The sequence below is a fragment of the Curtobacterium sp. ME-Dv--P-122a genome, assembly GCF_030209645.1.
In the GTDB taxonomy this organism is placed as follows: Bacteria; Actinomycetota; Actinomycetes; order Actinomycetales; family Microbacteriaceae; genus Curtobacterium; species Curtobacterium flaccumfaciens.
In genome coordinates this window covers 50,272-74,420 of sequence record NZ_JARVRO010000002.1, presented here as the reverse complement: position 1 = coordinate 74,420, position 24,149 = coordinate 50,272, and the positions used below count along the sequence as shown (strand labels likewise).

The window sequence follows — 24,149 nt, the reverse complement described above, 5'->3', positions numbered from 1 at the left end:
GGAACGGGTCCGCGAACCGTAACGTCAGCACCGAGGAGCGCGCGGGCACCGCGTGCTCACCACCAGACTCCCGAGGGGGAACCATGCACCAGTCCACCAAGCCGCCCGTCCGCCGCGCGGCGACGATCGGCATCGTCGTCGCGGCGACCGCCATCGGCTCGGTCATCGGCGTCGGCGCGCCCGCGACGGCGGCGACGCCGACGGGGACGACGACACCGACGAGCACCACGGCGACCTCCACGGCCGCCGAGACGCCGAGCGCCAGCCCGACGCCCGGCGCCAGCCCCGCCGCGAAGGCCACGGACAGCGCCGCCCCGGCGGCAGCACCGGGTGACGGCAGCGACCTCGCGTTCACCGAGCCGTCGACCCAGGCCGCCCCGATCGCGCTCACCGCGACGGTCGGCACGCCGTTCAGCCACACGTTCACCACCACGGGCGGCAACGGCACCGTCGGGTACGCCATCCAGGACGCCCCGTCGGCGGACTACACGGTCAACGTCGAGACCGGCGTGCTGAGCGGCACGCCGACGACCGCCGGCACGTTCGACTTCGAGGTCGTGGCGCTCAGCGGCTCGACACAGGTGATCGAGTACGTCCGCCTGACCGTCTCGCCGTCGCCGGTCGTCTTCACCGAGCCCTCGACGAAGGCGGAGCCGCTCGCCCTCACCGCCACCGCCGGCGCGACGTTCACGCACACGTTCCGCACCACGGGCGGCACGGGATCGCTGGCGTACGCGATCCAGGACGCGCCCTCGTCCGACCTGACCGTCAACGTCGAGACCGGGGTGCTCACCAGCACGGTGACCACCGCTGGCACGTACGACTTCGAGGTCGTCGCCCTCCGTGGCACCGCGACCGCCACGGAGTACGTGCGCCTGACCGTCCTGCCGGCCGCACCCATCGGGGTCCGCGCGATCGTCGACACCGGCACACCCGGCGCAACGGGCTGGTCGGTCGCGCCCGGTGGCGTCATCAGCGCGTTCTCCGGCGGGGGCGAGCCCCTCGGCACCGTCGCGTCGATCCCCGTCCAGCAGGGCGGCTCGCTGGTGGTGTCCGGCCTCGCCGTCGACCGGTTCGGCAACCCGACCGCCCCGGCTTCCGTGAGCACCGGGTTCGGCGCGACGGTGACGAGCTCGGTCGCGTCGGACCGGGTCGTCACCGATCCCCGGGGCGACGCCTCGAAGGTGACGTTCCCGCACGCCTCGGACCACCGTCTCACCATCACCCAGGGCGGCGCCTCGACCACGTTCGTCGTCGCCGTCCGTCCCGTCGCCACCGCCGCGGTCGCGACCACGACGAGCGGCACCGGCGGCACGCTCGCCTACACCGGCGCCGACGAGACCACGCCGTTGGCGTGGGCGCTCGGCCTGCTCGCCGCCGGCGGCGGTCTGCTGGTCCACCGTTTGCGTCGCCGTCGCGCCTGAGAGGCGGCCCCGGACGGACGGGAGGCGCGGTGCGGGCCCGCACCGCGCCTCCCGTCCGTCCTTCCGAGCCCACAGGGTGCGCCGCGCGTGCGGGGGTCCGGCGGTTTCCCGCACGCACCCCCAACCCGGGTCACATTCCGGTGAATCGTCACAGCCCGGCAACGTCATCCCGCTACGATCCGAGAACGCCGACATTCTCGGCAAATTCACATGATCTGGGCGATGAGCCCGGACCGAATCCCTGGGGGACCCCGTGCACCGCAGCACCTCCACTGTCCGTCGCGCCTGCGCCGTCGGCACCACCGTCGCCCTGGTCGGCCTGACCACAGGCCTCGGCATCATGACCGCGACGGCCGCCAACGCCGAGACGCTCGACACGCCGCAGCCGATCTCGGCCGTCGAGACGCCTGCTCCGGCTCCCGTCGTCTCCGACGAGACGCCCACGCCGACGGACCCACCCGTCGAGACCGCGCCCGAGCCCCCGGCTCCGGCCGAGGACACCCCCGCTCCGACCCCTGAGGTCACCGACGAGCCCGCCGCGCCGGAGACCACCGCGCCGGCCGCCACCGAGGCTCCGAAGCCGACCGAGACCCCGAAGCCGGACGTCACGGCCAAGGCCGCCGACGCCACCGTCACCATCGAGGGCACGGCCAAGGTCGGCACCCGACTCGTCGCCGTCGTCACCGGCTTCGACGACGAGGCGGGGTACAAGTACTCCTGGACCGACCAGGACGGCAACGTCCTGTCGAAGGCCGCGAGCTACGTCGTCGACCCGACCGACGTCCGCAAGACCATCACGGTCGCCGTGACGGGCACGCTGCCCGGCGCGACCGAGACCTCCACGGTCGAGTCCGAGGCCACCGCCGCCGTGACGCAGACCCCGGCGTTCCTCGGCGAGGACGGCCAGCCCACCAAGGCCGGCGCCACGCAGGACAGCCCGCTCGAGCTGAGCACCGCCGCCGGTGACGCCTTCTCGCACACCTTCCGCGCGCAGGGCTTCCCGGAGCCGAAGTACAGCCTCACCTGGTTCGACGACGAGGAGCTCGAGGACACCACGTACTTCGACGAGAACGGCGACGAGTACATCCCCGAGCCCGATGAGCAGCTGCCCTACGGCATCTCCTTCGACGCCTCGACCGGTGAGCTCAGCGGCGTCGCCACCGACGCGTGGGAGTACACCTTCGCTGTCACCGCGACGAGCGGCACCGAGTCGGTCACCCAGTACGTGTCGCTGAACGTCGAGGCCGGCGCCCCGCTCGGGGTGCAGGTCTACACGATCGACCGCGCACAGCTGACCGCTGACAAGCAGCGCACGTGGATCATCGCGCCCGACGGCTCGGTCTACACGGTCGACTCCGAGTCCACCGACGACTCCTTCTCGGTCGAGCTCACCGAGGGTGGCCGTCCGACGGTCAAGCAGGGCGGCACGCTCGTCGTCCAGGGCGGGCTCGTCGACCGGTTCGGCAACGACGTCCTGGCCGACGAGGACGAGGTGGTGCTGCCGACCGTCACGTCGGACATCGCCAGCGACGTGATCGCTCCGGACCCCGAGCTCGGTGACTTCGGCGTCGTCGGCGTCACCTTCCCGCACGCCTCGGTGCACAACCTGTCCGTCGCGTTCGGCTCGTTCAGCACGTCCTTCGCCGTCGAGGTCCAGCCCACCGTCACCGGCATCGTCGCGCCCGTCCCGGCTCCGCCGGCAGCAGCAGCCCCGGTCGCCCCGGTCAACACCGGCGGGCAGCTCGCCTACACCGGTTCGGACACCACCGACGCACTGCCGTGGGCCCTCGGCCTGCTCGTCGCCGGTGCCGGCCTCATCGGCGCCCGCTTCGCGCGTCGTCGTCGCGCCCAGCGCTGACACCCTGAGACGTCTCCCGTCCGTCGCGTGCCCGCGCGGTGGACGGGAGGCCCGTGAAGGCCCCGCCTGCTCCCGCACCGGAGCAGGCGGGGCCGTTTCGCATCCGCGCCCGGCCGGGTCCGCGCCGGTAGCGTTGGCGACATGCCCACGCTGCTGCACATCGACTCCTCGGCCGACCTGTCCCACTCCCGCTCGCGCGCACTGACCGCGGCCTTCGCCGACGCCTGGCGCGCCCGCGGCCCGGAGTACACGGTCGTCCGACGGGACCTGCACGTCGACCAGCTCCCTCACCTGGAGAGCTCGGCGCTGCACTGGGCCGCCGCCGATCGCACCGCCGAGGAGACCGTCGCGCCCGAGGCCGAGGCCCTCCGCCAGGAGGTCATCGACGAGCTCCTGGCCGCCGACGTCGTCGTGGTGGGTGCGCCGCTGTACAACTACACCGTGCCGTCGACCCTGAAGGCCTGGATCGACCGCATCCACGTCCCCGGCATCCTGACCGGCGGCGTGCAGCCCCTGGCCGGACGACCCGTCGTCACCGTGGTGAGCCGCGGCGCGACCTACGACGCCGGCACCCCGACCGAGGGCTGGGACCACGGCTCCCCCGTCCTGCACATCGTGCTCGGCACCGCGCTCGGCATGAAGCTGTACCCGATCACCGTCAGCGCGACCCTGGCCGACCGGCTGCCGGACCTCGCACCGCTGGCCGACCACGCCGCCGCGGAGCTCGCCGACGCGAAGACGACGATCGAGCGCCTGGCGACGACGCTCGGCTGACCCCTGCGGCCGCGGCGTTCGTCAGGCGGGCCGCACCTCGTCGGCCCGCCCGAGCAGCTCCGCGTGGAAGGCCGTCTGCGTCAGCGCGCTCGCGAGCAGGAACCCGGTCATCGACTCGATCCCGCCACTGAAGGGCACCCGGGCGGCGACCTCGAACAGCGTCGGACGGTCCAACGCATCGAGGGCCGCGGCAACGTGGCGCGAGCGTTCCTCCCGGTGCCGGGCCAGCGTCTGCGCGCGGGTGACGACGTCACCGAACCGGTACTCGTGCCCCGGGCAGACCTCGAGGTCGGCGTACGGGTCGAGCCGCGCGAGCGACGCCAGGTAGTCGCCGAGCGGGTTCGTGCCGGTCCGTCCGCCGAGTCCGACGCCAGAGTTGATCCGCGGCAGCACGTGGTCGCCGGAGAACAGCAGCCCGTCGGCCTCGTCGAGGAAGCACACGTGCCCGCTCGTGTGCCCCGGGGTCCACAGCGTGCGGATCGTCCGACCGGGGATCGGCAGCAGGTCGCCGTCCTCGAGCAGCACGTCGGCGTACGGCGCCTCGATCCGCCCCATCCCGATCCGGCGTCCGCTGCCCCATGCCTCGACGACCCCGGCCCGGAGGTGTTCGGGCAGCCCCCACGTCGCGATGTCGGCGTCGTTCCGCTCGGCGTCGGCGCGTTCCCGTTCGAGCGCACGGACCTCGAGGCCGTGCATCGCCACGCGTGCTCCCGTTACCCGGCGGACGGCCGCCGCGGCACCCAGGTGGTCGGCGTGCAGGTGCGTCACGGCCACGAGCGACACGTCGTCCAGGTTCCGTCCGATCGCGGCGAGCCCGTCCCGCAGCTCGGCGAGCCCGCCGTCGGCCGACCACCCGGGGTCGATCACCGCGAGCGAGCCGTCCGACCCCTCGACGACGTAGACCAGGGTGGCGTCGGGCACCCCGAACCGGAACGGCACCGCGAGGGTCCAGATGCCCGGCCGGACCTGCTCGACGGGTGGCAGGACGCCGTCGCGGAGCGCGGCGGCCTGCACGGGGCTGATCGGTTCCGGGGCCGGCGCTGCCGGCGGGGGCGCGGTCGTCACGCTCGCCACGATACCGACGCTGGCCGACCTACCCGGCGTGATCCGGGCCTCCCGGCCGCGCATCGTGAGCAGAAGATGTCGGGTCGTCGAGCCGAACCCGACCATTCCTGCTCACGAAGTGCGCAGCCCCGCCGACGCGCGCGAGTAGACAGGACCCATGGAGATCGCACCGATGCTCGCCAAGGCCGTCGCCACCGTCCCCGACCCGGACAGCACGAAGGGCGGGCTGCGGTACGAACCCAAGTGGGACGGCTTCCGCGGCATCGTGACCATCGACGGCGACGACGTCGAGATCGGCAGCCGCGGCGCCAAGCCGCTCACCCGGTACTTCCCCGAGCTCGTCGAGGCGTTCCGCGCCCAGTTCGGCGGCCGCGACCACCCGGTCGTCCTGGACGGCGAGGTGATCCTGCGCTCTGGGGAACCCGGTGCCGAGCGCCTCGACTGGGAGGCGCTGTCGCAGCGCATCCACCCGGCGGCCTCGCGGATCGCCAAGCTCAGCGTCGAGACGCCGGCGCAGTTCGTGGCGTTCGACCTGCTGGCGGTGGACGGCGAGGAGCTGGTGGACCGCCCCTTCGACGAGCGTCGTGAGCGCCTGGAGCAGCTCGGCGACGCGATGACCGACCCGCTCTTCGTCACCCGCACCACCCTCGACGTCGAGCAGGCGCGCGAGTGGCTCACCACGTTCGAGGGCGCCGGGCTCGACGGCGTCGTCGCGAAGCCGCGAGCGCGGCCGTACGAACCGAACAAGCGCTCGATGCTCAAGATCAAGCACCACCGCACCGCCGACGTCGTCGCCATCGGCTACCGCGTGCACAAGAGCGGCTCCGGCGTCGGGTCCCTGCTGGTCGGCCTGTACGACGCGGACGGCGAGCTCCGCCAGGTCGGCGGCGTCTCCGCCTTCTCCGACAAGCGCCGGGCCGCGTTGATCGACGAGCTCGAGCCCGTCGTGATCCGCGATGCGGACGGGAGGCCCGTCACCGGTGACGGGGAACGGTCGCGGTTCTCGTCGGGTCGCGACACGTCGTTCGTCCGGCTGGCGCCGGAGCTGGTGCTCGAGGTCCGGTACGACCAGATGGAGGGCGACCGGTTCCGGCACACCGTGCAGTTCGAGCGGTGGCGGCCCGACCGGGAGGCGACGTCCTGCGGGTTCGAGCAGCTCGAGGTGCCCAGTGCCTACGACCTGAGCGACGTGCTGTCCTGACGACGGAACGCACTGCGGTGTCCGTTTGTCGCTGTTCTGTCACGTTCGGGGAAAAGTAGTTAGCCGAACTAGCGAAGCCGTGCCAGGATGATCTCAGCAGCACGAGGCGTCCAGTCCGGGCGCCCGGATCGAAAGCGGTCGACATGAGCACCAGCACGCTTGTCCGCCACCCTCGGCGGAGCCCCTTCACAGAAGTCCGAGAGGCACGGCGCCAGCGCGTCCTGCAGCTCAGCGCGGTCATCAGCGCCATCGCCGGCGTGACCGCCACGGCGCTCGCACTCGTCACGGTCGGACTCGGCTCGTGATCGTCGACGGCATCACCGACGTGCACCGCGGCACCTGGTCGCGGCTGACCCGCCTGCACACCGCCAGCATCGGGCTGCCGACGCACACCACGCGCGTCGAGGACCCGGACCGTCAGCGGGACGTCTCCTCCGCTGCCTGAGGTTCGGCTCGGCTGGGCCCGGTTGCTCGGCCGTTGGGCCGCTCGGCCTCAGCTCGGCTTCTTCGCCCGTGAGGGCTGCACGCGCGGCGGCTCCCCCGGCATCTTCGGGAAGTCGGGCGGGAACGGCAGCTCACCCTCGCCGTTCGCCAGGTCCCGCTCCCACCACTCGAGCAGCGGCGCGATGCTGCCCGGCTGCTCCCCCATCGACTCCCACGGGTCGCCCGTGGTCCGCAGCCGCTCCGGCACCGTGCGGATCGTGAAGGTCGTCGGGTCCGCGGTGCGCAGTTCGTCCCAGGTGATCGGCGTCGACACCGAGGCGTGTGCGAGAGCTCGGGGGCTGTAGGCACCTGCCATCGTCCGGTCGCGGTTCGCCTGGTTGAAGTCGACGAAGACCCGCTGCCCCCGCTCCTCCTTCCACCACGCCGTCGTGACCCGGTCGGGCATCCGGCGTTCGAGCTCGCGCGCCGCGGCGATCACCGCGTGCCGCACCTCGAGGAACTCGTGCTCGGGGCGGATCGGCGCGAACACGTGGAGGCCGCGGTTGCCGCTCGTCTTGATCCAGGTGGTCAGACCGACCTCGTCGAGGACCTTCCGGAGCTCCTCGGCCACCGGCACCGTGTTGCCGAAGTCGGTGCCGGGCTGCGGGTCGAGGTCGATGCGGAGCTGGTCCGGGTGGTCGCTGTCCTCGGCACGAGAAGCCCACGGGTGGAAGACCACCGTGTTCATCTGCGCGGCCCACACCGCCACGGCCGGCTCGTCGATCACGAGCTGCGGGTGCGACCGGGCACTCGGGTAGGTCACCGTGACCGAGCGGACGTAGTCGGGCGCACCCTTGGGCGGGTTCTTCGAGAAGAACTGCTCGCCGTCGACGCCGCCGGGGAACCGCTGCAGCGAGATCGGCCGGTCCCCGTTCGCCCGGACGAAGGCGTCGCCCACCGTGACGAGGTACTCCGCGAGGTCGAGCTTCGTGATGCCCGCCTCGGGCCAGAGCACCCGCGAGGGGCTGCTGATCCGGACCTCACGGTCACCGTCGGGCCCCGGCACCCGCACCGTCGTCGCTTCGCTCGCCATGCAGCGGACCGTACACGCGTGCCGGCCGCCCGCCCGCAGCCCGGCCCGCCCGTGCTCCCGCACGGCAGGATGGGCGGGTGAACGCGTACCTCGGCATCGACCTCGCGTGGGGACTCGGCTCGGATCGGAAGGCCGCGAACGAGACCGGGCTGGTCGCGATGGACTCCGACGGCACGATCACCGACGCCGGGTGGGCCCGCGGCGTCGACGCCGTCACCGACTGGATCGCCGAGCACCTCGGGTCACGATCCCTGATCGCCGTGGACGCCTCGCTCGTCGTGACGAACCCGACGGGCATCCGCGAATCCGAGCGGCAGGTCGGGCAGCGGTACGGCCGGTGGAAGGTCGCGGCGAACCCGACCAACCAGGCGTCTGCGGCGAGCGCCGGCTCAGCGCTGCTCGACCGGCTGACCGCGCTCGGCGTCGGGTACGTCTCCGACACGGACTCGATGCGACGACGCACCGGTCCGGCGATGTTCGAGTGCTACCCGTACACGACCCTGGTCGGGGTGGAGGAGCTCGGCTACGACGTGGAACGGCCCCGGTACAAACGGCTCGACCTCCGGATCCCTGCCGCCGAGGCACGTGCCCGTCGCGCCGAGGCCTTCGACGAACTGGTCCGGCGGCTGCGCGAGACCCCGCTCGACCCGCCGCTGCTGCTCGACTCCCACCCGCTGACGCAGCGGCTCGCCGACCCGTCGGTGCTGCACGGTCCGACGCACAAGCACCGCGAGGACCTGCTCGACGGGGCGCTGTGCGCGTGGACGGCGGCGTTCTGGGAGCGACACGGCGACGACCGCGTGCAGATCCTGGGAGGTGATCCGGCCCTCCTGTGCGACCCGCTGGACGAGGCGGGCCGCCGGCCCGTCGTGGTGGCGCCCGCGCGCCCGTCGCAGCGGAGGCCGCGCGGCTAGGGTTGAGCGGTGAGCACGACGACCGAACCCCTGCACATCGGGCTGGTGTCGCTGCACACCTCCCCCGGAGACGAACCCGGTTCGGGCGAGGTCGGCGGCATGAACGTCGTCGTCCGACACCAGGCCGAGGCGCTGGCCGACCTGGGCCACCACGTGGACATCATCACGCGCCGGTCCGCCCCGACGCAGCCGGACTCGGTGTCGCTCGTGCCGGGCGTGTGCCTGCGGTTCCTGTCCGCGGGGCCGGCCGAGCCGGTGCCGAAGGGCGAGCACGACGCGTTCATCGAACCGTTCCGCCACGAGCTGGAGCAGCTCGGGCCGTTCGACGTCCTGCACTCGCACCACTGGTTCTCCGGCGCGGCCGCGCTGCCCGTCGCCCGCGAGCGCGGCATCCCCCACGTGCAGTCGTTCCACTCCATCGCCGCCGACCCGGCCACGCCGCTGTCCGAGGGCGAACGACCCGAGTCCGCCGGCCGCATCGCCGGCGAGGAACTGCTCGCACGCGAGTCGGACGCCGTCGTCGTGGTGTCCGAGGCAGAGGCCTCGACCGTGCGCACCCGGCTCGGCGGCGACGACGCCCGCATCTGGATCGTGCCGCCGGGGGTCGACGGGTCCGTCTTCCGCCCCGCCGCCGTCGGTGCGCGCCGCGCCGCCACGCCCTACGTCGTCGCGGCTGCGCGCGTGCAACCGCTCAAGGGCCTGGACCTGGCGATCGAGGCGATCGCGGACATCAGCCTGGAGGCCCGCCCCACCCTGGTCATCGCGGGCGACGTCTCGAGTGAGGCGGGCGACTACGTGGACGAACTGCGTCGGCTCGCCGACGCGCGGGGCATCGCCGACCACGTCACCTTCATCGGGCCGCAGTCGCGTGCCGACCTGGCGTTCCTGTTCCGTGGCGCGGCAGCCGTGCTCGTGCCGTCCCACTCCGAGACGTACGGGCTCGTCGCGCTCGAGGGCTCCGCTTCCGGGGTGCCGGTCGTGGCCGCCGCTGCCGGGGGCCTGCGTGAGGCCGTGGTCGACGGGGAGACGGGCGTCGTGCTCGAGTCCCGTGACCCGCAGGAGTGGGCAGCCGAGATCGAGCGGATCCTGACGGATGGTCCTTACGCCGCCGGGCTCGCCGCTGCGGGTCGGGAGCACGCGGAGCGCCTGAGCTGGGAGCGGTCGGCCGCGGGGCTCGAGGACGTCTACCGCCGGGTGCTCGGGCGATCGTGAGCGGCACGGGCGGTCGGTTCGCGGCGTTCTGGGCGGCGCTCGACGCCGTGCCCGTCGAGTCGGACGCCGAGGCGCTCTACGACGTCGGATCGGCCGAGGGACGACTTCGCCGAGCGAACCTGACGCGGTACCTGGAGCAGTCCGGGCCCGGGGCCGACACGTTGCTCGTGGCCGAGGCACCGGGGTGGCGCGGCATGACGAACACCGGTGTCCCGTTCACGAGCATGCGCGAGCTCGGACCCGAGTACGGCGTGCCACCGGAGCCGACGGCACCGTGGGAGGCCTCGTCCCGCGTCGTGCACGCTGCGCTGGAGGGCTGGCGCGGTGCGCTCCCCGTCGCGTGGGCGATCTTCCCGCACCACCCCTTCGTGGCGCCGGACCGGCTGACGAACCGGACGCCCCGACCCGCCGAGGTCCGCTCGGGAGCCCCCGTCGCCCTCGCGCTGCTGGAGGCCCTCGGCGGCGTGGACCGGGTCCGGGTGGTCGCCGTCGGTCGGAAGGCGCAGGGAGCGCTCGCCCTGGCCGGCATCGAGGCGACCGCCGTGCGGCACCCGGCGCAGGGCGGCGCGAAGCAGTTCACCGAACAGCTGCGGGCGCTGGACCGCTAGCCGTCTGTCCGCCCCGGTCCGTCGCGGTCGCGTCCCGCTCAGGCGGAGCGGACCTCGACGCCCTTGGCCGCGAGCCGCTCGGCGACGTGGGCGGGTAGCGGTGCGGCTGCGTACACGGTGCGGAGCTCCGGCAGGTCGAGCAGGTCGTCCCAGTTCTGCGGGTCGAAGCGGTCGTCCGAGCCGTCCCAGCCGGGGTGGACGTCCTGCAGGACCTCGAGGTCGGAGTCCACGGTGATCTCGGTGACGAGCGACAGGTGCGACGGCAGCAGGTCGAGGTCGTCGTAGTACTCGCGCGCCCGGTCGTCCTGCCCGTCGACGTCGAGGTCCTCGTCGGTCTCGTCCTCGGCGTCCGGGTCGTAGGGGTCCAGGACGTCGAGGTCGTAGCAGAGGACGTCGAGCACCAGGAGCTTCGCGTTGAAGTCCGCGAACTCGATGGGCTCCTCGGTGGTGTTCGACTGCTGGTCCATGGCCGGAGCGTATCCGTCGCCGAGCGACCGTGTTGCGATCGCGAGAAACCTTCCTGTGGGACTGGACAGGAAGGCATCCAGCGCGCAAGGGTGACGCATGGCCACCACCAAGACGGACCGCCCACAGCAGGAGCAGCACGAGCTCCGCCGGGTCATCGGTCCCAAGCTCCTGCTGCTCTTCATCGTCGGCGACATCCTCGGCACGGGTGTCTACGCGCTCACCGGCCAGGTCGCGGCCGAGGTCGGCGGGGCAGCGTGGCTCCCCTTCCTCATCGCGTTCGCGGTCGCGCTGCTGACGGCGTTCTCGTACCTCGAACTCGTGACGAAGTACCCGCAGACCGCCGGTGCCGCGCTCTACGTGCACAAGGCGTTCGGCATCCACTTCGTCACCTTCATCGTGACGTTCATCGTGATGTGTTCGGGGATCACGTCGGCGTCGACGGCGTCGCGGGCGTTCGCGGCGAACCTCGGCGCCGGGTTCGGCATCGAGCTGCCGAACGGCGTGGTGATGCTCATCGCGATGGGCTTCATGCTCGCGGTGATGTTCATCAACTTCCGCGGGGTGAGCGAGAGCGTCAAGACGAACGTCGTGCTGACGCTGGTCGAGCTGTCCGGTCTCGTCATGGTGATCCTGATCGGGTTCTGGGCGATCGCGGGCGGCAACGCGGACTTCTCGCGGGTCGTGATGTTCGAGACGCCGGAGGACAAGTCCCTGCTGCTGTCCATCAGCACCGCGACGTCGCTGGCGTTCTTCGCGATGGTCGGGTTCGAGGACTCGGTCAACATGGCCGAGGAGACCAAGGACCCCTCGCGCATCTTCCCGAAGATCATGCTCACCGGCCTCGGCATCACCGCGGTGATCTACGTGCTCGTGTCGATCTGCGCCGTGGCCGTGGTGCCGATCGGTGAGCTGGCCGGCAACGAGACCCCGCTCGTCACCGTCGTGCAGACCGCCGCGCCGGACTTCCCGATCGCCGACCTGCTGCCCTTCATCTCGATGTTCGCCGTCGCCAACACCGCCCTGATCAACATGATGATGGCGTCGCGTCTGCTCTACGGCATGAGCAAGCAGGGCGTGCTGCCGGGCTTCCTGTCCCGCATCTCCCCCGCCCGTCGCACCCCGTCGACCGCGATCGTCTTCACCACGCTCATCTCGCTGCTGCTGATCGGGTGGGTCTCGCTCGACCCCGACTCCCCCATCGTCGTCGTCCTCGGTGGCACCACCTCGCTGTTGCTGCTGACGGTGTTCGCCGTCGTGAACGTGACCGTGCTCGTGCTCCGCCGCGACAAGGTCGACCACAAGCACTTCCGCGCGGGCGTCATCATCCCGGTCATCGGCATCATCACGTGCCTCTGGCTCGTCCTGCCGTTCTCGTCCGGTCGTGACCCGCAGCAGTACCAGATCGCCGGCGCGCTGCTGGCCCTGGGCGTGCTGCTCTGGATCCTGACCTGGTTCACCCACGGACGGAAGCAGGCCGAGAAGGCCCCGACCGGACTCGTGACGGAGCCGACGAAGGTGCAGCGCCCGCCGCACGACCACCGCGACGTCTGATGGACGCGACCGGTGTCATCTGGACCGTCGTCATCGCGGTGATCGCCGCGCTGTCGCTGTCCGCCGGAGGCTGGCGCCTGCGTCGGGGTCGGGGTCGGGGTCGACAGGACGGTCGACGCGAGCGCTGACCGCCGTGCACGAGTGACCCGTGACGGTTCTGGTTCGCGAAGCCCCCGCTTCGTGCACCAGAACCGTCACTCGTGAAGCGTGCGATCACGGCGGGCCGCCGCAGGCTTCCCAGGAGGCGCCCGTACGCTCGTGCTGCTCTTCCCGCTCCGCCCGCCCAGCACCCGCCCAGCCCCTCGAGAGGTCCCGTCATGCGCCGTGTCGGCATCACCCTCGCCTCGGTGTTCGGCGCCGGGATCGTGGCGGTCGGCATCGGCGTGGTCGTCCTCGTGGTGATCGCGGTCAACTCGCTCGCCGGCATCGCGAAGTCGAGCGCCGCCACCCCGACGCCCGTGTGCCCGGCCGTCGCCGCGAAGACGATCGGCGGGATGGTCGTGCCGGCCGGACCCGTCGGTGGCTTCTGCCAGGACCGCCTGGTGAACGCCGCACACGTGATCGAAGCCGCCCAGGCGCTCGGCATCGGCCCCCACACGCAGGCCGTCGGGGTGATGACCGCGATCGGCGAGTCGAGCCTGGTGAACCTGGACCACGGCGACGCCGCGGGCCCGGACAGCCGCGGCCTGTTCCAGCAGCGCGACAACGGCGCGTGGGGCACGTACGAGCAGCGGATGGACCCGTACACGGCCGCGACGATGTTCTACACGAAGCTCGTGAAGGTCCCCGGCTGGAAGACGATGAGCCCGACGCAGATGGCGCACGCGGTGCAGATCAACTCCGACCCGGACCACTACGCGAAGTCGTGGCCGCAGGCGAAGGCGATCGTCGAGGAGCTCACCGGCCAGGACGTGCCGGACGCCGCTCCCCAGGGTTGACCGCTCACGAGGCCACCGCCTGCGTCTCCTCGTCGAACTCGACGATCGCGGCTCCCCCGGAGTGCACGACGACCTGGGCGCGGAGCCGGACGGACTGCTCGTCGAGGGCACAGGCGCAGGCGTCGACCCACTCCCAGTCCACCGGGTAGAGCCGGTCGGCGTCGGGGCGTTCCCACACGAGCACGACGTCGACGGCCCCGAGCTGCGCCACGATGTCGGCGATCAGGGCCGCGAAGTCGTCGACGTGTTCGTCCGGGGAGTACGGCAGATCGGCGATCGGCAGCAGGAACGGGATCGACATCCCGCGGTCGTCGAGGAACAGCACCCAGCACTGCCGGCGCAGCGGTCGTTCGACGACGGCTTCGACGAGTCGGACGACATCGTCGTCGGTGCGGACGGGTTCACGGATCAGGCGGTCGAGCATCTCGGTGTCAGGCATGACTCCAGCGTGGCGAACCGGAAGCCACCACCCGAGGCGCGGTCGGGGTTCTGTGGAGAGCCGCTCCACGAACCCAGCCTGTGAGGGAAGAGTCCCTCAGATGCCGTGCGTGACCGAGCTGTCGACGAGCAGCAGCGAGGCGAAGAACACCGCGACGATCGCCGCCATGCCGACGAGCACCACCGGCCAGGTCAGCCGACGCCGCACGAGCCGCAGGACGCAGACGGCGATGGTCGCGACCAGCACCGCCGCCACGATGATCGGTCCCACGACGACGACGGAGTCACCCAGCGTCTCGTTGCAGGTGTTGCCCGGCGCCGCACACGACACGAACGCCAGCGACATGAGCTTGATCCCCCACCCCGCTGCCAACGCACCGACCGTGAGCACCACGAGCAGGGCGGTGGAGGCGACCACGTCCGCGACGCGAGCCCGTCCTGCCAGGGGGTGCCGGGCCTCCCGACCGAAGCGCGCCGGACCGGACCCGAGCGGATCCGGACCCGACGCAGGTCCCGACCCGGGGCCCACGCCGGGGGCCGGGCCGGACTGCCGCGCGGGGGCACCCATCAGGAGCGCCGGCCGCGCGTCGACCAGAGGGCGAGCGCGATGAGGACGGGCTGACCGAACAGGCGGACGAAGCGCTTCTCGTCGCTGTCCAGGCCGAAGGCGTCGCGCCGGTTGACCCACTGCGACAGGTTGCCGGGGAAGATCACCGTGAAGAACAGCGCCGCGACCGAGCCGACGAAGCGGCGGGCCGGCTTCGGGGCGAGCACCAGGGCCGAGCCGAGCGTGATCTCCGCGACCCCTGACGCGAGCACCGTCGTGTCGTCGTCCAGCGGGACGAACTCGGGCACCTGCGCCGTGAACTCCTTGCGCGCGAAGGTGAGGTGACTCGTGCCCGCGACGACGAGGGCCAGGCCGAGCAGGACGCGGAAGAAGGAACGCATGCCTCCATGGTGCCCGTTCCCGCGACCGGGTGCCCGCGCTGCGCGACTCGGACGTGTTCGAAGCGAGGTTCACTCGCTAACATGCGATCCATGGGAGCAGTCGCTCGAGACCACGAACCGCCGGCAGCCCCGGCGACCTTCGCGGTGGTGCTCGGACCGGTCGCGTTCTACCTCGGCATCATCGTGCCCGCACAGTCGACCGTGCAGCACGTGCTGCTCGGTGCGGTGTTCGGGCTGGTCTGCGTGCTCAGTGGCTGGCGGGCGATCCGGATCGCCGGTCGTCGCCGAGCCGTGCAGGTGTGGTCGTGGATCGGCATCGTGATCGGGACGGCTGGGCTCGTCATGCTCGTTTGGCAGGTGCTCGTGATCGTGACCGGGGGTGCGTTCCCGCCGCCGTTCTGGTCGCCGTACGCCAACCGCTGACGCGGTCCGGCCGGGAGGCCCGGGTCGCGTCCGCCCCGTCGCTCGCGGAACGGGTCGGCCCGGGTCAGGGCCGCCCCGCCTGACGACGCCGGGTCACCAGCCGAGCGTGCCGGGCGCGCCCTTGAACGGCCCGACGATGTCCGCCGTGATCCAGCCGCCGTAGAAGTCGCCGTCCTGGGCCTGGACCCGTTCGCCGCCGACCTCGCACGAGTCCATTGCCGACGGGTAGATCGCGACGCGTTCCCGCAGCGACTCGTAGCCGGGCACGGGCGTCGGGTAGTTCCAGGCGGCACGGCTCGCGACCGTCCCGTCACCGCCCACGACGTCGAAGTAGCGCGCCAGGCCCTTGAACTCGCACATGCTCGATCCCGGCGCCTTGGCCAACGCACCCTCGGCCAGGTCGGCCATCGGCAGGTAGTAGACCGGCGGGTGCGAGGTCTCGAGCACGCGGACGGCGTCGGTCGTGTCGGCGACGACCGCGCCGCCGAGACGGACGACGACGCGTGCGGTGACCCGCTCGACGGCGGGTGGGCGGGGGTAGTCCCAGACGGACTCCTGGCCGGGGCCGGGCTCGGTCCTCTTCGGGTGGCGCATGCTCCAGGTGTACGCCCGGTGCCTGCGGTGCAGCCGCGTGCGTGCGCGTGCGCGTCGGGCCGTTCTTTCGCGCTGAGCGACAGTTCGCGGGTCCGGCGGCGCGAGAAGTGTCGCCCAGCGCGAAACGTCGCCCGTGCGCGGAATCGTCTCCGGGTGCACCATGGGCGGGTGACGACGACGACACGCACCCTGTTCCGACGGAAGCCCATCGACACGATCGATGACGAGGCCGGGGGCGAGGGCGGCCTGAAACGACACCTCGGCCTGTGGCAGCTCACCGCGATCGGCATCGGCGGCATCATCGGCGCCGGCATCTTCACCCTCGCCGGCACCGTCGCGAACGGCGTCGCCGGGCCCGCGGTGCTGATCAGCTTCCTGGTCGCCGGGGTCGCGAGCGCCGCCGCCGCGTTGTCGTACGCCGAGTTCGCCGGGCTCATCCCGAAGGCCGGCAGCGCGTACACGTACGGCTACGCGGTGCTCGGCGAGATCGTCGGGTGGTTCATCGGCTGGGACCTGCTGCTCGAGTACACGGCGATCGTGGCGGTGGTCGCGATCGGCATCTCCGGCTACGTGGGGTTCCTGGTCGGCCAGTTCGGCATCGACCTGCCCGCGTGGATGCTCGGCGCCCCGGGCACCGGTGACGGCCACGTCATCGACGTCTTCGCGATCGCGCTGTGCCTGCTCACCGCGTTCGTGCTCACGCGCGGCATCCGGAGCGCCGCCCGGTTCGAGTTCGTCGCCGTCGGCATCAAGGTGGCGCTCGTCGTGCTCATCGTCGTGCTCGGCGTGTTCCACATCAACAGCGCGAACTACTCCCCGTACTTCCCGTTCGGCTTCGGCGGCGTGATGACCGGTGCCGCGACGGTGTTCTTCGCGGTGTTCGGCTACGACGCGATGTCCACCGCGGCCGAGGAGTCCACCGACGCCCGCAAGCACATGCCGAAGGCGATCCTGCTGTCCCTCGGCATCTCGATGGTGCTGTACGTCCTGGCGACGCTCGTGCTCACGGGGATGCAGAAGTACACCGACATCGACCCCGCCTCGGGCTTCTCGTCGGCGTTCGCGTCGGTCGGGCTCGGCGGTGTCGCGAACGTCATCGCGATCGGCGCCATCGTCGGCATCATCACGGTGCTCGTGACGTTCATGCTCGGTGCCTCGCGCGTCTGGTTCTCGATGAGCCGCGACGGCCTGATGCCGAAGTGGTTCGCGAAGACCGACCCGAAGCGGCACGTGCCGACCCGGGTGACGTGGATCCTCGGCATCGCGTCGGCGATCCTGGCCGGAGTGCTGCCGATCGGTGTCGTCGCGGAGCTCACGAACATCGGCATCCTGCTCGCGTTCGTGGTGGTGTGCTCGGCCGTGGTGGTGCTGCGCTACCGGCAGCCCGACCTGGACCGCCAGTTCCGGCTGCCGTTCATGCCGGTCATCCCGATCATCGGCGTCATCGCGTCGCTGTGGCTCGTCACGTTCCTGCAGTGGGAGACGTGGGTGCGGTTCGCGATCTGGTTCGCGATCGGGCTCGGCGTGTACTTCGGGTACTCGCGGAAGCACAGCAAGCTGGCCGAGCCGGCGAAGCGCTGAGCGCGGCAGCCGACGCCGGCAGCGCCCACGCCCACGCCCCTCAGCGCCGCAACGTGTCCCGCGGGTACTCCCCGAACCGGTTCGCGTACACCGAGGCGAACCGCCCCATGTGCGCGAAGCCCCACCGCCGGGCGACGTCCGCCACCGAGGTGGCCTGCGGGTCGAGGATCCGCAGTTCCTCGTGCACCCGTCCGAGCCGCACCTCGCGCAGGTACGTCATCGGCGAGCGCTCGAACGCCCGCTGGAACGACTCCTGGATCCCTCGGATGCTCAGCCCCGCGGCCTGCGCGATGTCGGCGACGGTGAGCGGTTCGTGGGCGTGTGCCTGGATGAACTCGACCGCGGCCCGGAGCCGTCCGTCGCTGCGGGTGCCGTAGCCCGCGGGGAACCGCTCGGCCTGCAGCGGGTACATGCGGAACAGGGCCCGGGCGACGTCACGCTGCGCCTCGTACCAGGCGAGGGACTCGTCGCCCTCCTCGCGCAGCGCACGGAGCGCGCCGGACACGGCGGTCCGCCACAGGCCGACAGCGGTGAGGTTCGGCGCGGCGGTGGTGTCGAACGCCATGGTGCCGTCGACCAGGTGGTCCTCGGCGGCGACGTCGAGCACCAGGTCACGGCGCAGGTGCACCAGGCGCTGGTCCCAGTCCTGGTACTCCATCTCGAACCGGCGCTCGACGGGGAACAGCGTCGGGACGCCGGGCTGCATGCGCACCTCGTCGCGGCCGACGTCGACGCGGGCCTCGCCGCGTTCGAGCCACTGGACGACGACCTCGCCCTCGGTGGCGACGTCACCGCGCAGGTAGCCGTGCATCTGGGAGCGGCGGACACTCAGTCGTTCGTCACCGACACCGACGTACTTGAACCAGTAGTCCTGGTCGAGGGCCCGGGAGTACCAGGCCTTGCCCGCGTACATGCCGGCGAGCGAGCTGATGGCCTCGTCGGTGTCCTGGCCGGCCACGGCGACGAGCGAACGTGGCTGGGCGGGGCGTGCAGCAGGATCGGCCCCCGGAGCGGGCGTCTGCGACTCGGTCGTGTCGGTGACGGGAACACCTCTCTCTCGTCGAGCAGAGCGGTGTGATCACGTGCGTTGTGTTGCCGGCCTGCCCTCTCACGCTAGGGAGCAGCGGGTGGTCGTACAACCGGGTTGCGCTCTGCGGCCTAACGGCCGGTCCAGCGCACCCAGCCGTGCACCTGAGCGGCGGCGCTCTCGAAGGACGAGTGCCCGCCGGTCAGCGAGTGGTCCGGGGAATCGACGGTGTACGTGTCGGTCCGGGTGATGTCGCACACGACCTCGGCGTCGATCCACCCGTTCCAGTGGTCGGCTGAGTCGCGTACCCACCGCAGTCGGTCCGGCATGCGTTTCCAATCGGTTCCGTGGACCGCAGTCGTCGCGCTCCGAGTTGGACGGTAGTCCTGTCAGATGTCCGTCGCACAGGGTGGCGGCCCGGATCGTCGGTGGCGACTGGCACGATGGTCCCGTGCCTGCTGCCCCGATGATCGACGCCGTCGACGTCATCCGCTTCGTGGGGCCGCAGACCTTCGGTCGCGCACGCGACGTCGTCCGCGCCGGCCTGGTCGACGACGCCACCTGGCACGACGACGACGGCACGGTCACCGCGGTCGTGTCCGGCACCGCCGACGACCCGTACGAACTCCGCGTCGACACCACCCCGGCGCGCGGCGACTTCGTCCGCCCGGTCCGCAGCACCTGCAGCTGCCCGCTCGGCGGCGACTGCAAGCACGTCGCGGCCGCGCTCCTCACCATCAACGCCCGCGCCCTCGCCGCGAACGCCGGGCCACGCCCGGAAACGCCGGCTCCGCCGCCATCGGACTGGAGGCACGACCTCGCCCGCCTCGCGGGTGACGACGAGCGGGCGCCCACCTCGCAGGGCACCCGGATGGGTCTGCAGTTCGAGTTGCGTGACGCGGTCCCCGCCAAACTCGCCTCGCGCGCCCGTGCCGCCGGCCGCGCCCTGCCGGCGCCGTCCCGCAGCGTGCGGCTCGGGGTCCGGCCGGTGACCCGCAGCGACGCCGGCAACTGGGTGCGCGGGCAGCTGACCTGGGGCACGCTCCCCTACTCGCAGAACCGGCTCGGCGTCGGTGCCGAGCAGCACGCCTGGTTCCTGCAGCTCGCCGCCCTGCACCGCGCCGGGCAGCTGGCGGGGCTGCCGGGTGAGAGCGACTGGCTGCACCTCGACGACTTCCGGAGTCCCCTGCTCTGGCCGCTCCTGCAGCAGGCCGCGGCGCTCGACATCGCGTTCGTCACCGGCAAGCGCGAGGGCGGTGCGGTGCTCGGCACGCAGGCGCAGGTGCTGCTCGACGTCGCCCGGCACGACGACGCCGTGGCGATCGGTGCGAGTGCGGTGCTCGACGGCCGACCCGTGGTGCCCGGTGCAGCGCGGATGATCGGCGACCACGGCGTCTACGTGTTCCGCGAGAGCCCCGAGTTCACGGTGGCCGTCGCCCCGACCCCGGCGCCGGTGCCCGAGGACCAGCGCCGCATGCTCGTCGAGGGCACCCGGATCACCGTGCCGACCGCCGAGGTCGACGAGTTCCTGGCCGACTGGTCGCCCCGGTTGCGCGGTGCCCTCGGCCTGGTCAGCTCCGACGGCTCGGTGGAGCTGCCGGAGCGCACCCCGCCGGAGCTCGTCCTCACCGCGACGTTCGAGCCGGCCCGGGCGCCGCGCACCGACGACCGCGTGCACCTGCACTGGCGCTGGCACGTCGACGGCCGGAAGGACCCGGTGTCCCTGCACGGCCCGCTCCCCGACCTGTCCGGGCTCCGTGCCGCCGACGATCCGACGGGCACCGACGAAACTCCCGTCGCGGACCCGGCCGCGGCGGTGGAGCCGACCACGTCGACGACGCCGGCCGACGACGCGACGCCGGCCGGGCCTCCCGTCCGCACTGCGGGACCCGGCGGCGGACTGGACTGGTTCCAGGACGGCACCATCGACGGGGCCGACGTCGCGGTGTTCGCAAACGAGTTCCTGCCCGAGCTGCCGTCGCTCGGCGTCCGCACGGTCGTGCAGGGTGAGCGGCTCGACTACGAGCGGTTGAGCGGGCGGCCGCACATCCGTGTCACGACGATGCCGTCGGACAAGCACGACTGGTTCGACCTCGGCATCATCGTCAGCGTCAACGGCAAGCAGATCCCCTTCACGCCGCTGCTCACCGCACTCGCTGGTCGGCAGCGACGGCTCAAGCTCGTCGACAACTCGTACCTGTCGCTGGCCGACCCCGCGTTCGACCGGCTCAAGGAACTCATCGACGAGGCCCGCGACCTGGACGAGTGGGAGCCCGACCAGCCGATCGCCGTCACGCCGCTGCACGCCGGGCTGTGGACCGAGTTCGACCTGCTGGCCGACGAGACCTCGCACGACGAGCGGTGGCAGGCGATCACCTCGGGGCTGCTCGGGGCGACTCCCCCGGGTGACGTCCCCGTGCCGGACACCGTGCACGCCGACCTGCGGCCGTACCAGCACGCCGGGTACGCGTGGCTGTCGTTCCTGGTGACGCACGGCATCGGCGGGGTGCTCGCCGACGACATGGGGCTCGGCAAGACGCTGCAGGTGCTCGCGATGGTCGCCGCCCGTCGTGCCGCGGAGCCCGACGCTCCCCCGTTCCTGGTCGTCGCACCGACCTCGGTCGTCGGGAACTGGGCCGCCGAGGCAGCGAAGTTCGTGCCGTCGCTGCGGGTCGCGACGGTGACCTCGACGTCGTTGAAGGACCCCGGGCTCGTCGCCCGGACCGCCGCTGCGTCGGACGTCGTCGTCACCTCGTACGCGCTGCTCCGGCTCGATGCACGCGCCTGGACCGACCTGCCGTGGTCGGCGCTGGTGCTCGACGAGGCCCAGTTCGTGAAGAACCCGCAGTCCCAGACCCACCGCGTGGCTTCGGAGCTGCAGGCACCGGTGAAGTTCGCGATCACCGGCACGCCGCTCGAGAACGGCCTGACCGACCTCTGGGCACTGTTCCACATCGTCGCGCCGGGGCTGCTGTCCACGTGGACCCGGTTCGGCGACGACTACGTGAAGCCCCTCGCCTCTCCCGAGCTCCGCGGTGAGGCCCGGCAGGAACTCACCGGGCGGCTGCGCCGACGGATCCGGCCGCTCATGCTCCGCCGCACGAAGGAAGCCGTCGCGGCCGACCTGCCGCCGAAGCAAGAACAAGTCGTCCGGGTCACGCTCGACCCCGCGCACCGGGAGCTGTACGAACGCGCCCTGAACCGGGAGCGCCTGAAGGTCCTCGACCTGATCGACGACCTGTCGAAGAACCGGATGATCGTGTTCCGGTCGCTGACGCTGCTGCGGATGCTCGCGCTGTCGCCGGCGCTGGTGTCGGCGGGGTCGGATTCGCCTGTGTCACCGGCGACGCCGATCCCCTCCGCCAAGCTCGACCTGCTGCTCGACGAACTCGAACAGCTCGCAGCCGAGGGCCGTCGCGCCCTGGTGTTCAGCCAGTTCACCTCGTTCCTGCGGATGGTCTCGGACGCCCTCGACGCCCGGGGCATCGGCTACGAGTACCTCGACGGCTCCACCCGCAAGCGCCCGGAGGTCATCGAGCGCTTCCGGCAGGGCACCGCCCCGGCGTTCCTCATCTCGTTGAAGGCCGGCGGGTTCGGGCTCACCCTGACCGAGGCGGACACCGTGTTCGTCCTCGACCCGTGGTGGAACCCCGCCGCCGAGTCCCAGGCCGTGGACCGCACGCACCGCATCGGGCAGACCCGGTCGGTCAGCGTCCAGCGCTTCATCGCCGAGGACACCATCGAGGAGAAGGTCCTCGCCCTCGCCGCGCGCAAGGCCGAGCTGTTCGCCACGATGATCGACGATGACGCCCTGTTCGCCGACGACCTGACCGCCGACGACATCCGCTCCCTGCTGACCTGATCCGCCGCCCGCGCCCCGTTCGACCCGCACCACGTTCCGCCCCGCACCACCTGGAGTCCCACCGCATGACGTCCCGCCGACGCCGCAGCCGCATCACCCTGACCTCCGTCCTCGTCGTCCTGGCCCTCGCCGTCGGTGGCTACGCCCTCGATGCCACCGGTGTCCTCGGGCCGGACGCCGACGCAGCGGGCACGACCGCTGCGGGCGGCCCCACGGCCGGGGAGACGACCACGATCGGACCGCAGCAGGCGCCGTCGGGGGCGAGCCCAGCCTCCAGTCCGACCGTCAGCCGCGGAACCGACGCCGACGCGGTCCGCGCACGCACCCAGCTCGCCGACCTGCCCGTCAAGGGCAAGGCAGCCGGCACCGGCTACGACCGCACCGGTGACTTCGGCAGCGCCTGGCTCGACGTCGACCACAACGGGTGCGACACCCGGAACGACGTCCTCGCGCGCGACCTCGCCGACATCACCCGCGAGGGCCGCTGCAAGGTGCTCACCGGCACCCTCGTCTCGCCGTACACGGGTGCGACGGTGGACTTCGTGCGCGGCGACACGACCTCGACCCTCGTGCAGATCGACCACGTCGTCGCACTCGAGAACGCCTGGCGCACCGGGGCCCAGCGCCTCACCGAGACCGAGCGGCAGGCGCTGGCAAACGACCCGGTGAACCTGTTCGCCGTCGACGGCCGGTCCAATTCGCAGAAGGGCTCCGGCGACGCGGCGACCTGGCTCCCCGCGAACAAGGCGTTCCGCTGCACCTACATCGAGCACCAGGTCACGGTGAAGGCGAAGTACCGCCTGTGGGTGGCTCCGGCGGAGCGGGACGCGATGGTGCGGGTGCTGGACGCCTGCTGACGTCGGGCGGGTCCGGCGCCGCTGGGTGTCGGCTCGGAGGCCCGGCGCACCTCCGCCCCGCGTGGCAGGCTGCGGGCATGGCTGAGCAACTCACGGTCCCACAGGCGTTCGCGCTCCTGCAGGTCGAGCCCGACGGCCGCAAGTCCCTCGACGGGCAGACGCTGGACACCGGTCTCGCGGGCGCGGTCCTCGCCGACCTCGCACTCCGCGGTGTCCTCTCGCTGCAGGGCGGGCTGGTCACCGTCGTCAACGGCGCCGCCACGGGCGACCCGGTGCTCGACGGCGTCGTCGGGTCGATCGCGGCATCCGGTGCACCGCGCAAGGCGAAGTGGTGGGTGAGCCGACTCGGCAAGCAGCGGCTGCGCGACGACGTGTTCGCCGGCCTCGTCGCCAGGGGCATCATCAGCGTCGAGCAGGGCAAAGTGCTCGGCCTCTTCCCCACCACGAAGCACCCGGAGCGGGACGGAGCCCCGGAGGCACTGCTGCGTTCCGGCATCGGGGACGTGCTGGCTGGCCGGGCAGGACCCACGCCGTTCTCCGCCGCGGTCATCGGCCTGCTCGACGCGACGAACACCCTGCGCAAGCAGTTCGGCGCCGTCGACAAGGACCTGGTGAAGGAGATCACCTCGGGCACCTGGGCGAGCCCGGCGGTGAAGGCCGTGCTCGAGGAGATCGAGGCCGCGACGATCGTCGTGATCATGGCTGCGACCATGGCAACGACGACGTCGATCGTGACGAGCTGAGGCCGGCAGCGTGATGGGGCGCCCTGACGCCTGCTGTTTCCACTCTTAAACGACAGGTGTAGTCTAGGTATCTCGATGCAGATGCATCGATCGGACTCGCTGCCCCACCGCGGACCCCGAGCCCTTCACCGTCGAAGACCTCAGGAG

Annotated in this window: 25 protein-coding genes and 1 pseudogene; 17 read left to right on the top strand and 9 right to left on the bottom strand. The window is 71.9% G+C overall.

Going from position 1 to position 24,149, the window contains the following annotated elements:
- Positions 1 to 83: 83 nt before the first annotated feature.
- The 3 genes from QRN49_RS01465 (at position 84) to QRN49_RS01455 (ending at position 4,056) form a co-directional block, all read left to right on the top strand.
- The gene (locus QRN49_RS01465) at positions 84 to 1,424 is read left to right on the top strand and encodes a hypothetical protein (protein ID WP_284753574.1); all 1,341 of its coding nucleotides are present in this window, start codon (positions 84 to 86) and stop codon (positions 1,422 to 1,424) included.
- Between the two features lie 253 nt (positions 1,425 to 1,677).
- Entirely contained in the window at positions 1,678 to 3,282 is a 1,605-nt protein-coding gene (locus tag QRN49_RS01460; protein ID WP_284753573.1) for a putative Ig domain-containing protein, read from the top strand.
- 141 nt (positions 3,283 to 3,423) lie between these two features.
- Positions 3,424 to 4,056: an FMN-dependent NADH-azoreductase gene (locus QRN49_RS01455; RefSeq protein WP_284753572.1), complete on the top strand. Its 633-nt coding sequence runs from the start codon at positions 3,424 to 3,426 to the stop codon at positions 4,054 to 4,056.
- Between the two features lie 21 nt (positions 4,057 to 4,077).
- Here the strand turns inward: QRN49_RS01455 and QRN49_RS01450 are convergent, their stop codons facing one another.
- Complete coding sequence (locus QRN49_RS01450) at positions 4,078 to 5,121, bottom strand: MBL fold metallo-hydrolase (RefSeq protein WP_284753571.1); 1,044 nt, start codon at positions 5,119 to 5,121, stop codon at positions 4,078 to 4,080.
- Positions 5,122 to 5,278: 157 nt separating this feature from the next.
- On the opposite strand from QRN49_RS01450, the gene QRN49_RS01445 reads away from it, so the two are divergent.
- The 3 genes from QRN49_RS01445 to QRN49_RS01435 all read left to right on the top strand — a co-directional run bounded on the left by QRN49_RS01445 (position 5,279) and on the right by QRN49_RS01435 (position 6,767).
- Entirely contained in the window at positions 5,279 to 6,322 is a 1,044-nt protein-coding gene (locus tag QRN49_RS01445) for an ATP-dependent DNA ligase (protein WP_284753570.1), read from the top strand.
- Positions 6,323 to 6,465: 143 nt separating this feature from the next.
- Positions 6,466 to 6,627, top strand: coding sequence for a hypothetical protein (locus QRN49_RS01440; protein WP_163343780.1), 162 nt, complete (start codon positions 6,466 to 6,468; stop codon positions 6,625 to 6,627).
- Entirely contained in the window at positions 6,624 to 6,767 is a 144-nt protein-coding gene (locus QRN49_RS01435; RefSeq protein ID WP_155896788.1) for a hypothetical protein, read from the top strand. Before QRN49_RS01440 ends, QRN49_RS01435 begins: the two co-directional genes overlap by 4 nt.
- Positions 6,768 to 6,815: 48 nt before the next feature.
- Here the strand turns inward: QRN49_RS01435 and ligD are convergent, their stop codons facing one another.
- Positions 6,816 to 7,838, bottom strand: coding sequence for a non-homologous end-joining DNA ligase (ligD, locus tag QRN49_RS01430; protein WP_284753566.1), 1,023 nt, complete (start codon positions 7,836 to 7,838; stop codon positions 6,816 to 6,818).
- 77 nt (positions 7,839 to 7,915) lie between these two features.
- On the opposite strand from ligD, the gene QRN49_RS01425 reads away from it, so the two are divergent.
- The 3 genes from QRN49_RS01425 to QRN49_RS01415 are packed head-to-tail and all read left to right on the top strand — an operon-like array spanning position 7,916 to position 10,572.
- Complete coding sequence (locus QRN49_RS01425; protein ID WP_194653794.1) at positions 7,916 to 8,752, top strand: DUF429 domain-containing protein; 837 nt, start codon at positions 7,916 to 7,918, stop codon at positions 8,750 to 8,752.
- A 9-nt stretch (positions 8,753 to 8,761) separates the two neighbouring features.
- On the top strand, positions 8,762 to 9,964 hold the full coding sequence (locus QRN49_RS01420; protein ID WP_259476035.1) for a glycosyltransferase: 1,203 nt from the start codon (positions 8,762 to 8,764) through the stop codon (positions 9,962 to 9,964).
- Positions 9,961 to 10,572 carry a uracil-DNA glycosylase gene (locus tag QRN49_RS01415; protein WP_262132566.1) on the top strand — a complete coding sequence of 204 codons (612 nt, stop codon included), beginning with the start codon at positions 9,961 to 9,963 and terminating at the stop codon, positions 10,570 to 10,572. The genes QRN49_RS01420 and QRN49_RS01415 overlap by 4 nt, the downstream gene beginning before the upstream one ends.
- 38 nt (positions 10,573 to 10,610) lie before the next feature.
- Here QRN49_RS01415 and QRN49_RS01410 read toward each other — a convergent pair whose 3' ends face one another.
- Positions 10,611 to 11,039, bottom strand: coding sequence for a DUF6892 domain-containing protein (locus tag QRN49_RS01410; protein WP_110865109.1), 429 nt, complete (start codon positions 11,037 to 11,039; stop codon positions 10,611 to 10,613).
- 97 nt (positions 11,040 to 11,136) lie between these two features.
- Here QRN49_RS01410 and QRN49_RS01405 point away from each other — a divergent pair, with 97 nt between their 5' ends.
- The 3 genes from QRN49_RS01405 to QRN49_RS01395 all read left to right on the top strand — a co-directional run bounded on the left by QRN49_RS01405 (position 11,137) and on the right by QRN49_RS01395 (position 13,529).
- The gene (locus QRN49_RS01405; protein ID WP_071404196.1) at positions 11,137 to 12,591 is read left to right on the top strand and encodes an APC family permease; all 1,455 of its coding nucleotides are present in this window, start codon (positions 11,137 to 11,139) and stop codon (positions 12,589 to 12,591) included.
- Positions 12,591 to 12,719 (top strand): hypothetical protein, encoded by a 129-nt coding sequence (locus tag QRN49_RS01400; RefSeq protein WP_259570223.1) that lies wholly within the window; start codon positions 12,591 to 12,593, stop codon positions 12,717 to 12,719. The genes QRN49_RS01405 and QRN49_RS01400 overlap by 1 nt, the downstream gene beginning before the upstream one ends.
- Positions 12,720 to 12,908: 189 nt before the next feature.
- Positions 12,909 to 13,529: a hypothetical protein gene (locus QRN49_RS01395; RefSeq protein ID WP_284753551.1), complete on the top strand. Its 621-nt coding sequence runs from the start codon at positions 12,909 to 12,911 to the stop codon at positions 13,527 to 13,529.
- 4 nt (positions 13,530 to 13,533) lie between these two features.
- Here QRN49_RS01395 and QRN49_RS01390 read toward each other — a convergent pair whose 3' ends face one another.
- The 3 genes and pseudogenes from QRN49_RS01390 to QRN49_RS01380 form a co-directional block, all read right to left on the bottom strand.
- A complete protein-coding gene (locus QRN49_RS01390) occupies positions 13,534 to 13,968 on the bottom strand; it encodes a hypothetical protein (protein WP_071404198.1) in 435 nt (144 codons plus the stop codon).
- Positions 13,969 to 14,064: 96 nt separating this feature from the next.
- Positions 14,065 to 14,568 (bottom strand): annotated as a pseudogene (locus QRN49_RS01385) (DUF6264 family protein); the annotation flags it as partial.
- Positions 14,535 to 14,915: a DoxX family protein gene (locus QRN49_RS01380; RefSeq protein WP_071404200.1), complete on the bottom strand. Its 381-nt coding sequence runs from the start codon at positions 14,913 to 14,915 to the stop codon at positions 14,535 to 14,537. The gene QRN49_RS01380 and the pseudogene QRN49_RS01385, both read right to left, overlap by 34 nt.
- A 90-nt stretch (positions 14,916 to 15,005) precedes the next feature.
- Between QRN49_RS01380 and QRN49_RS01375 the strand changes: the two genes are divergently transcribed.
- Positions 15,006 to 15,338, top strand: a complete 333-nt coding sequence (locus QRN49_RS01375; RefSeq protein ID WP_146245731.1) for a hypothetical protein — start codon at positions 15,006 to 15,008, stop codon at positions 15,336 to 15,338.
- Positions 15,339 to 15,431: 93 nt separating this feature from the next.
- Here the strand turns inward: QRN49_RS01375 and QRN49_RS01370 are convergent, their stop codons facing one another.
- On the bottom strand, positions 15,432 to 15,932 hold the full coding sequence (locus tag QRN49_RS01370; RefSeq protein ID WP_284753546.1) for a DUF427 domain-containing protein: 501 nt from the start codon (positions 15,930 to 15,932) through the stop codon (positions 15,432 to 15,434).
- 168 nt (positions 15,933 to 16,100) lie between these two features.
- Here QRN49_RS01370 and QRN49_RS01365 point away from each other — a divergent pair, with 168 nt between their 5' ends.
- Complete coding sequence (locus tag QRN49_RS01365; RefSeq protein WP_111023838.1) at positions 16,101 to 17,513, top strand: amino acid permease; 1,413 nt, start codon at positions 16,101 to 16,103, stop codon at positions 17,511 to 17,513.
- A 40-nt stretch (positions 17,514 to 17,553) separates the two neighbouring features.
- Here QRN49_RS01365 and QRN49_RS01360 read toward each other — a convergent pair whose 3' ends face one another.
- Together QRN49_RS01360 and QRN49_RS01355 are read right to left on the bottom strand one after the other, a co-directional pair.
- Entirely contained in the window at positions 17,554 to 18,471 is a 918-nt protein-coding gene (locus QRN49_RS01360) for an AraC family transcriptional regulator (RefSeq protein ID WP_284753543.1), read from the bottom strand.
- 200 nt (positions 18,472 to 18,671) lie between these two features.
- Complete coding sequence (locus QRN49_RS01355) at positions 18,672 to 18,869, bottom strand: hypothetical protein (RefSeq protein WP_027465181.1); 198 nt, start codon at positions 18,867 to 18,869, stop codon at positions 18,672 to 18,674.
- Between the two features lie 122 nt (positions 18,870 to 18,991).
- Here QRN49_RS01355 and QRN49_RS01350 point away from each other — a divergent pair, with 122 nt between their 5' ends.
- From QRN49_RS01350 to QRN49_RS01340, 3 genes are all read left to right on the top strand, one after another.
- Positions 18,992 to 22,402 carry a DEAD/DEAH box helicase gene (locus QRN49_RS01350; RefSeq protein WP_284753537.1) on the top strand — a complete coding sequence of 1,137 codons (3,411 nt, stop codon included), beginning with the start codon at positions 18,992 to 18,994 and terminating at the stop codon, positions 22,400 to 22,402.
- Between the two features lie 65 nt (positions 22,403 to 22,467).
- Positions 22,468 to 23,259, top strand: coding sequence for an HNH endonuclease family protein (locus tag QRN49_RS01345; protein ID WP_284753535.1), 792 nt, complete (start codon positions 22,468 to 22,470; stop codon positions 23,257 to 23,259).
- A 77-nt stretch (positions 23,260 to 23,336) separates the two neighbouring features.
- Positions 23,337 to 24,002 (top strand): GOLPH3/VPS74 family protein, encoded by a 666-nt coding sequence (locus QRN49_RS01340; protein WP_111224932.1) that lies wholly within the window; start codon positions 23,337 to 23,339, stop codon positions 24,000 to 24,002.
- The last annotated feature ends 147 nt before the right edge of the window (positions 24,003 to 24,149 follow it).

Excerpts from the sequence above, each read along its gene's own strand:
- QRN49_RS01440 (WP_163343780.1), top strand. The coding sequence starts at position 6,466 with ATGAGCACCAGCACGCTTGTCCGCCACCCTCGGCGGAGCCCCTTCACA.
- QRN49_RS01340 (WP_111224932.1), top strand. The coding sequence starts at position 23,337 with ATGGCTGAGCAACTCACGGTCCCACAGGCGTTCGCGCTCCTGCAGGTC.
- ligD (WP_284753566.1), bottom strand. The coding sequence starts at position 7,838 with ATGGCGAGCGAAGCGACGACGGTGCGGGTGCCGGGGCCCGACGGTGAC.
- QRN49_RS01370 (WP_284753546.1), bottom strand. The coding sequence starts at position 15,932 with ATGCGCCACCCGAAGAGGACCGAGCCCGGCCCCGGCCAGGAGTCCGTC.
- QRN49_RS01405 (WP_071404196.1), top strand. The coding sequence starts at position 11,137 with ATGGCCACCACCAAGACGGACCGCCCACAGCAGGAGCAGCACGAGCTC.
- QRN49_RS01345 (WP_284753535.1), top strand. The coding sequence starts at position 22,468 with ATGACGTCCCGCCGACGCCGCAGCCGCATCACCCTGACCTCCGTCCTC.
- QRN49_RS01445 (WP_284753570.1), top strand. The coding sequence starts at position 5,279 with ATGGAGATCGCACCGATGCTCGCCAAGGCCGTCGCCACCGTCCCCGAC.
- QRN49_RS01390 (WP_071404198.1), bottom strand. The coding sequence starts at position 13,968 with ATGCCTGACACCGAGATGCTCGACCGCCTGATCCGTGAACCCGTCCGC.
- QRN49_RS01355 (WP_027465181.1), bottom strand. The coding sequence starts at position 18,869 with ATGCCGGACCGACTGCGGTGGGTACGCGACTCAGCCGACCACTGGAAC.
- QRN49_RS01380 (WP_071404200.1), bottom strand. The coding sequence starts at position 14,915 with ATGCGTTCCTTCTTCCGCGTCCTGCTCGGCCTGGCCCTCGTCGTCGCG.
- QRN49_RS01465 (WP_284753574.1), top strand. The coding sequence starts at position 84 with ATGCACCAGTCCACCAAGCCGCCCGTCCGCCGCGCGGCGACGATCGGC.
- QRN49_RS01395 (WP_284753551.1), top strand. The coding sequence starts at position 12,909 with ATGCGCCGTGTCGGCATCACCCTCGCCTCGGTGTTCGGCGCCGGGATC.
- QRN49_RS01400 (WP_259570223.1), top strand. The coding sequence starts at position 12,591 with ATGGACGCGACCGGTGTCATCTGGACCGTCGTCATCGCGGTGATCGCC.
- QRN49_RS01455 (WP_284753572.1), top strand. The coding sequence starts at position 3,424 with ATGCCCACGCTGCTGCACATCGACTCCTCGGCCGACCTGTCCCACTCC.
- QRN49_RS01410 (WP_110865109.1), bottom strand. The coding sequence starts at position 11,039 with ATGGACCAGCAGTCGAACACCACCGAGGAGCCCATCGAGTTCGCGGAC.
- QRN49_RS01375 (WP_146245731.1), top strand. The coding sequence starts at position 15,006 with ATGGGAGCAGTCGCTCGAGACCACGAACCGCCGGCAGCCCCGGCGACC.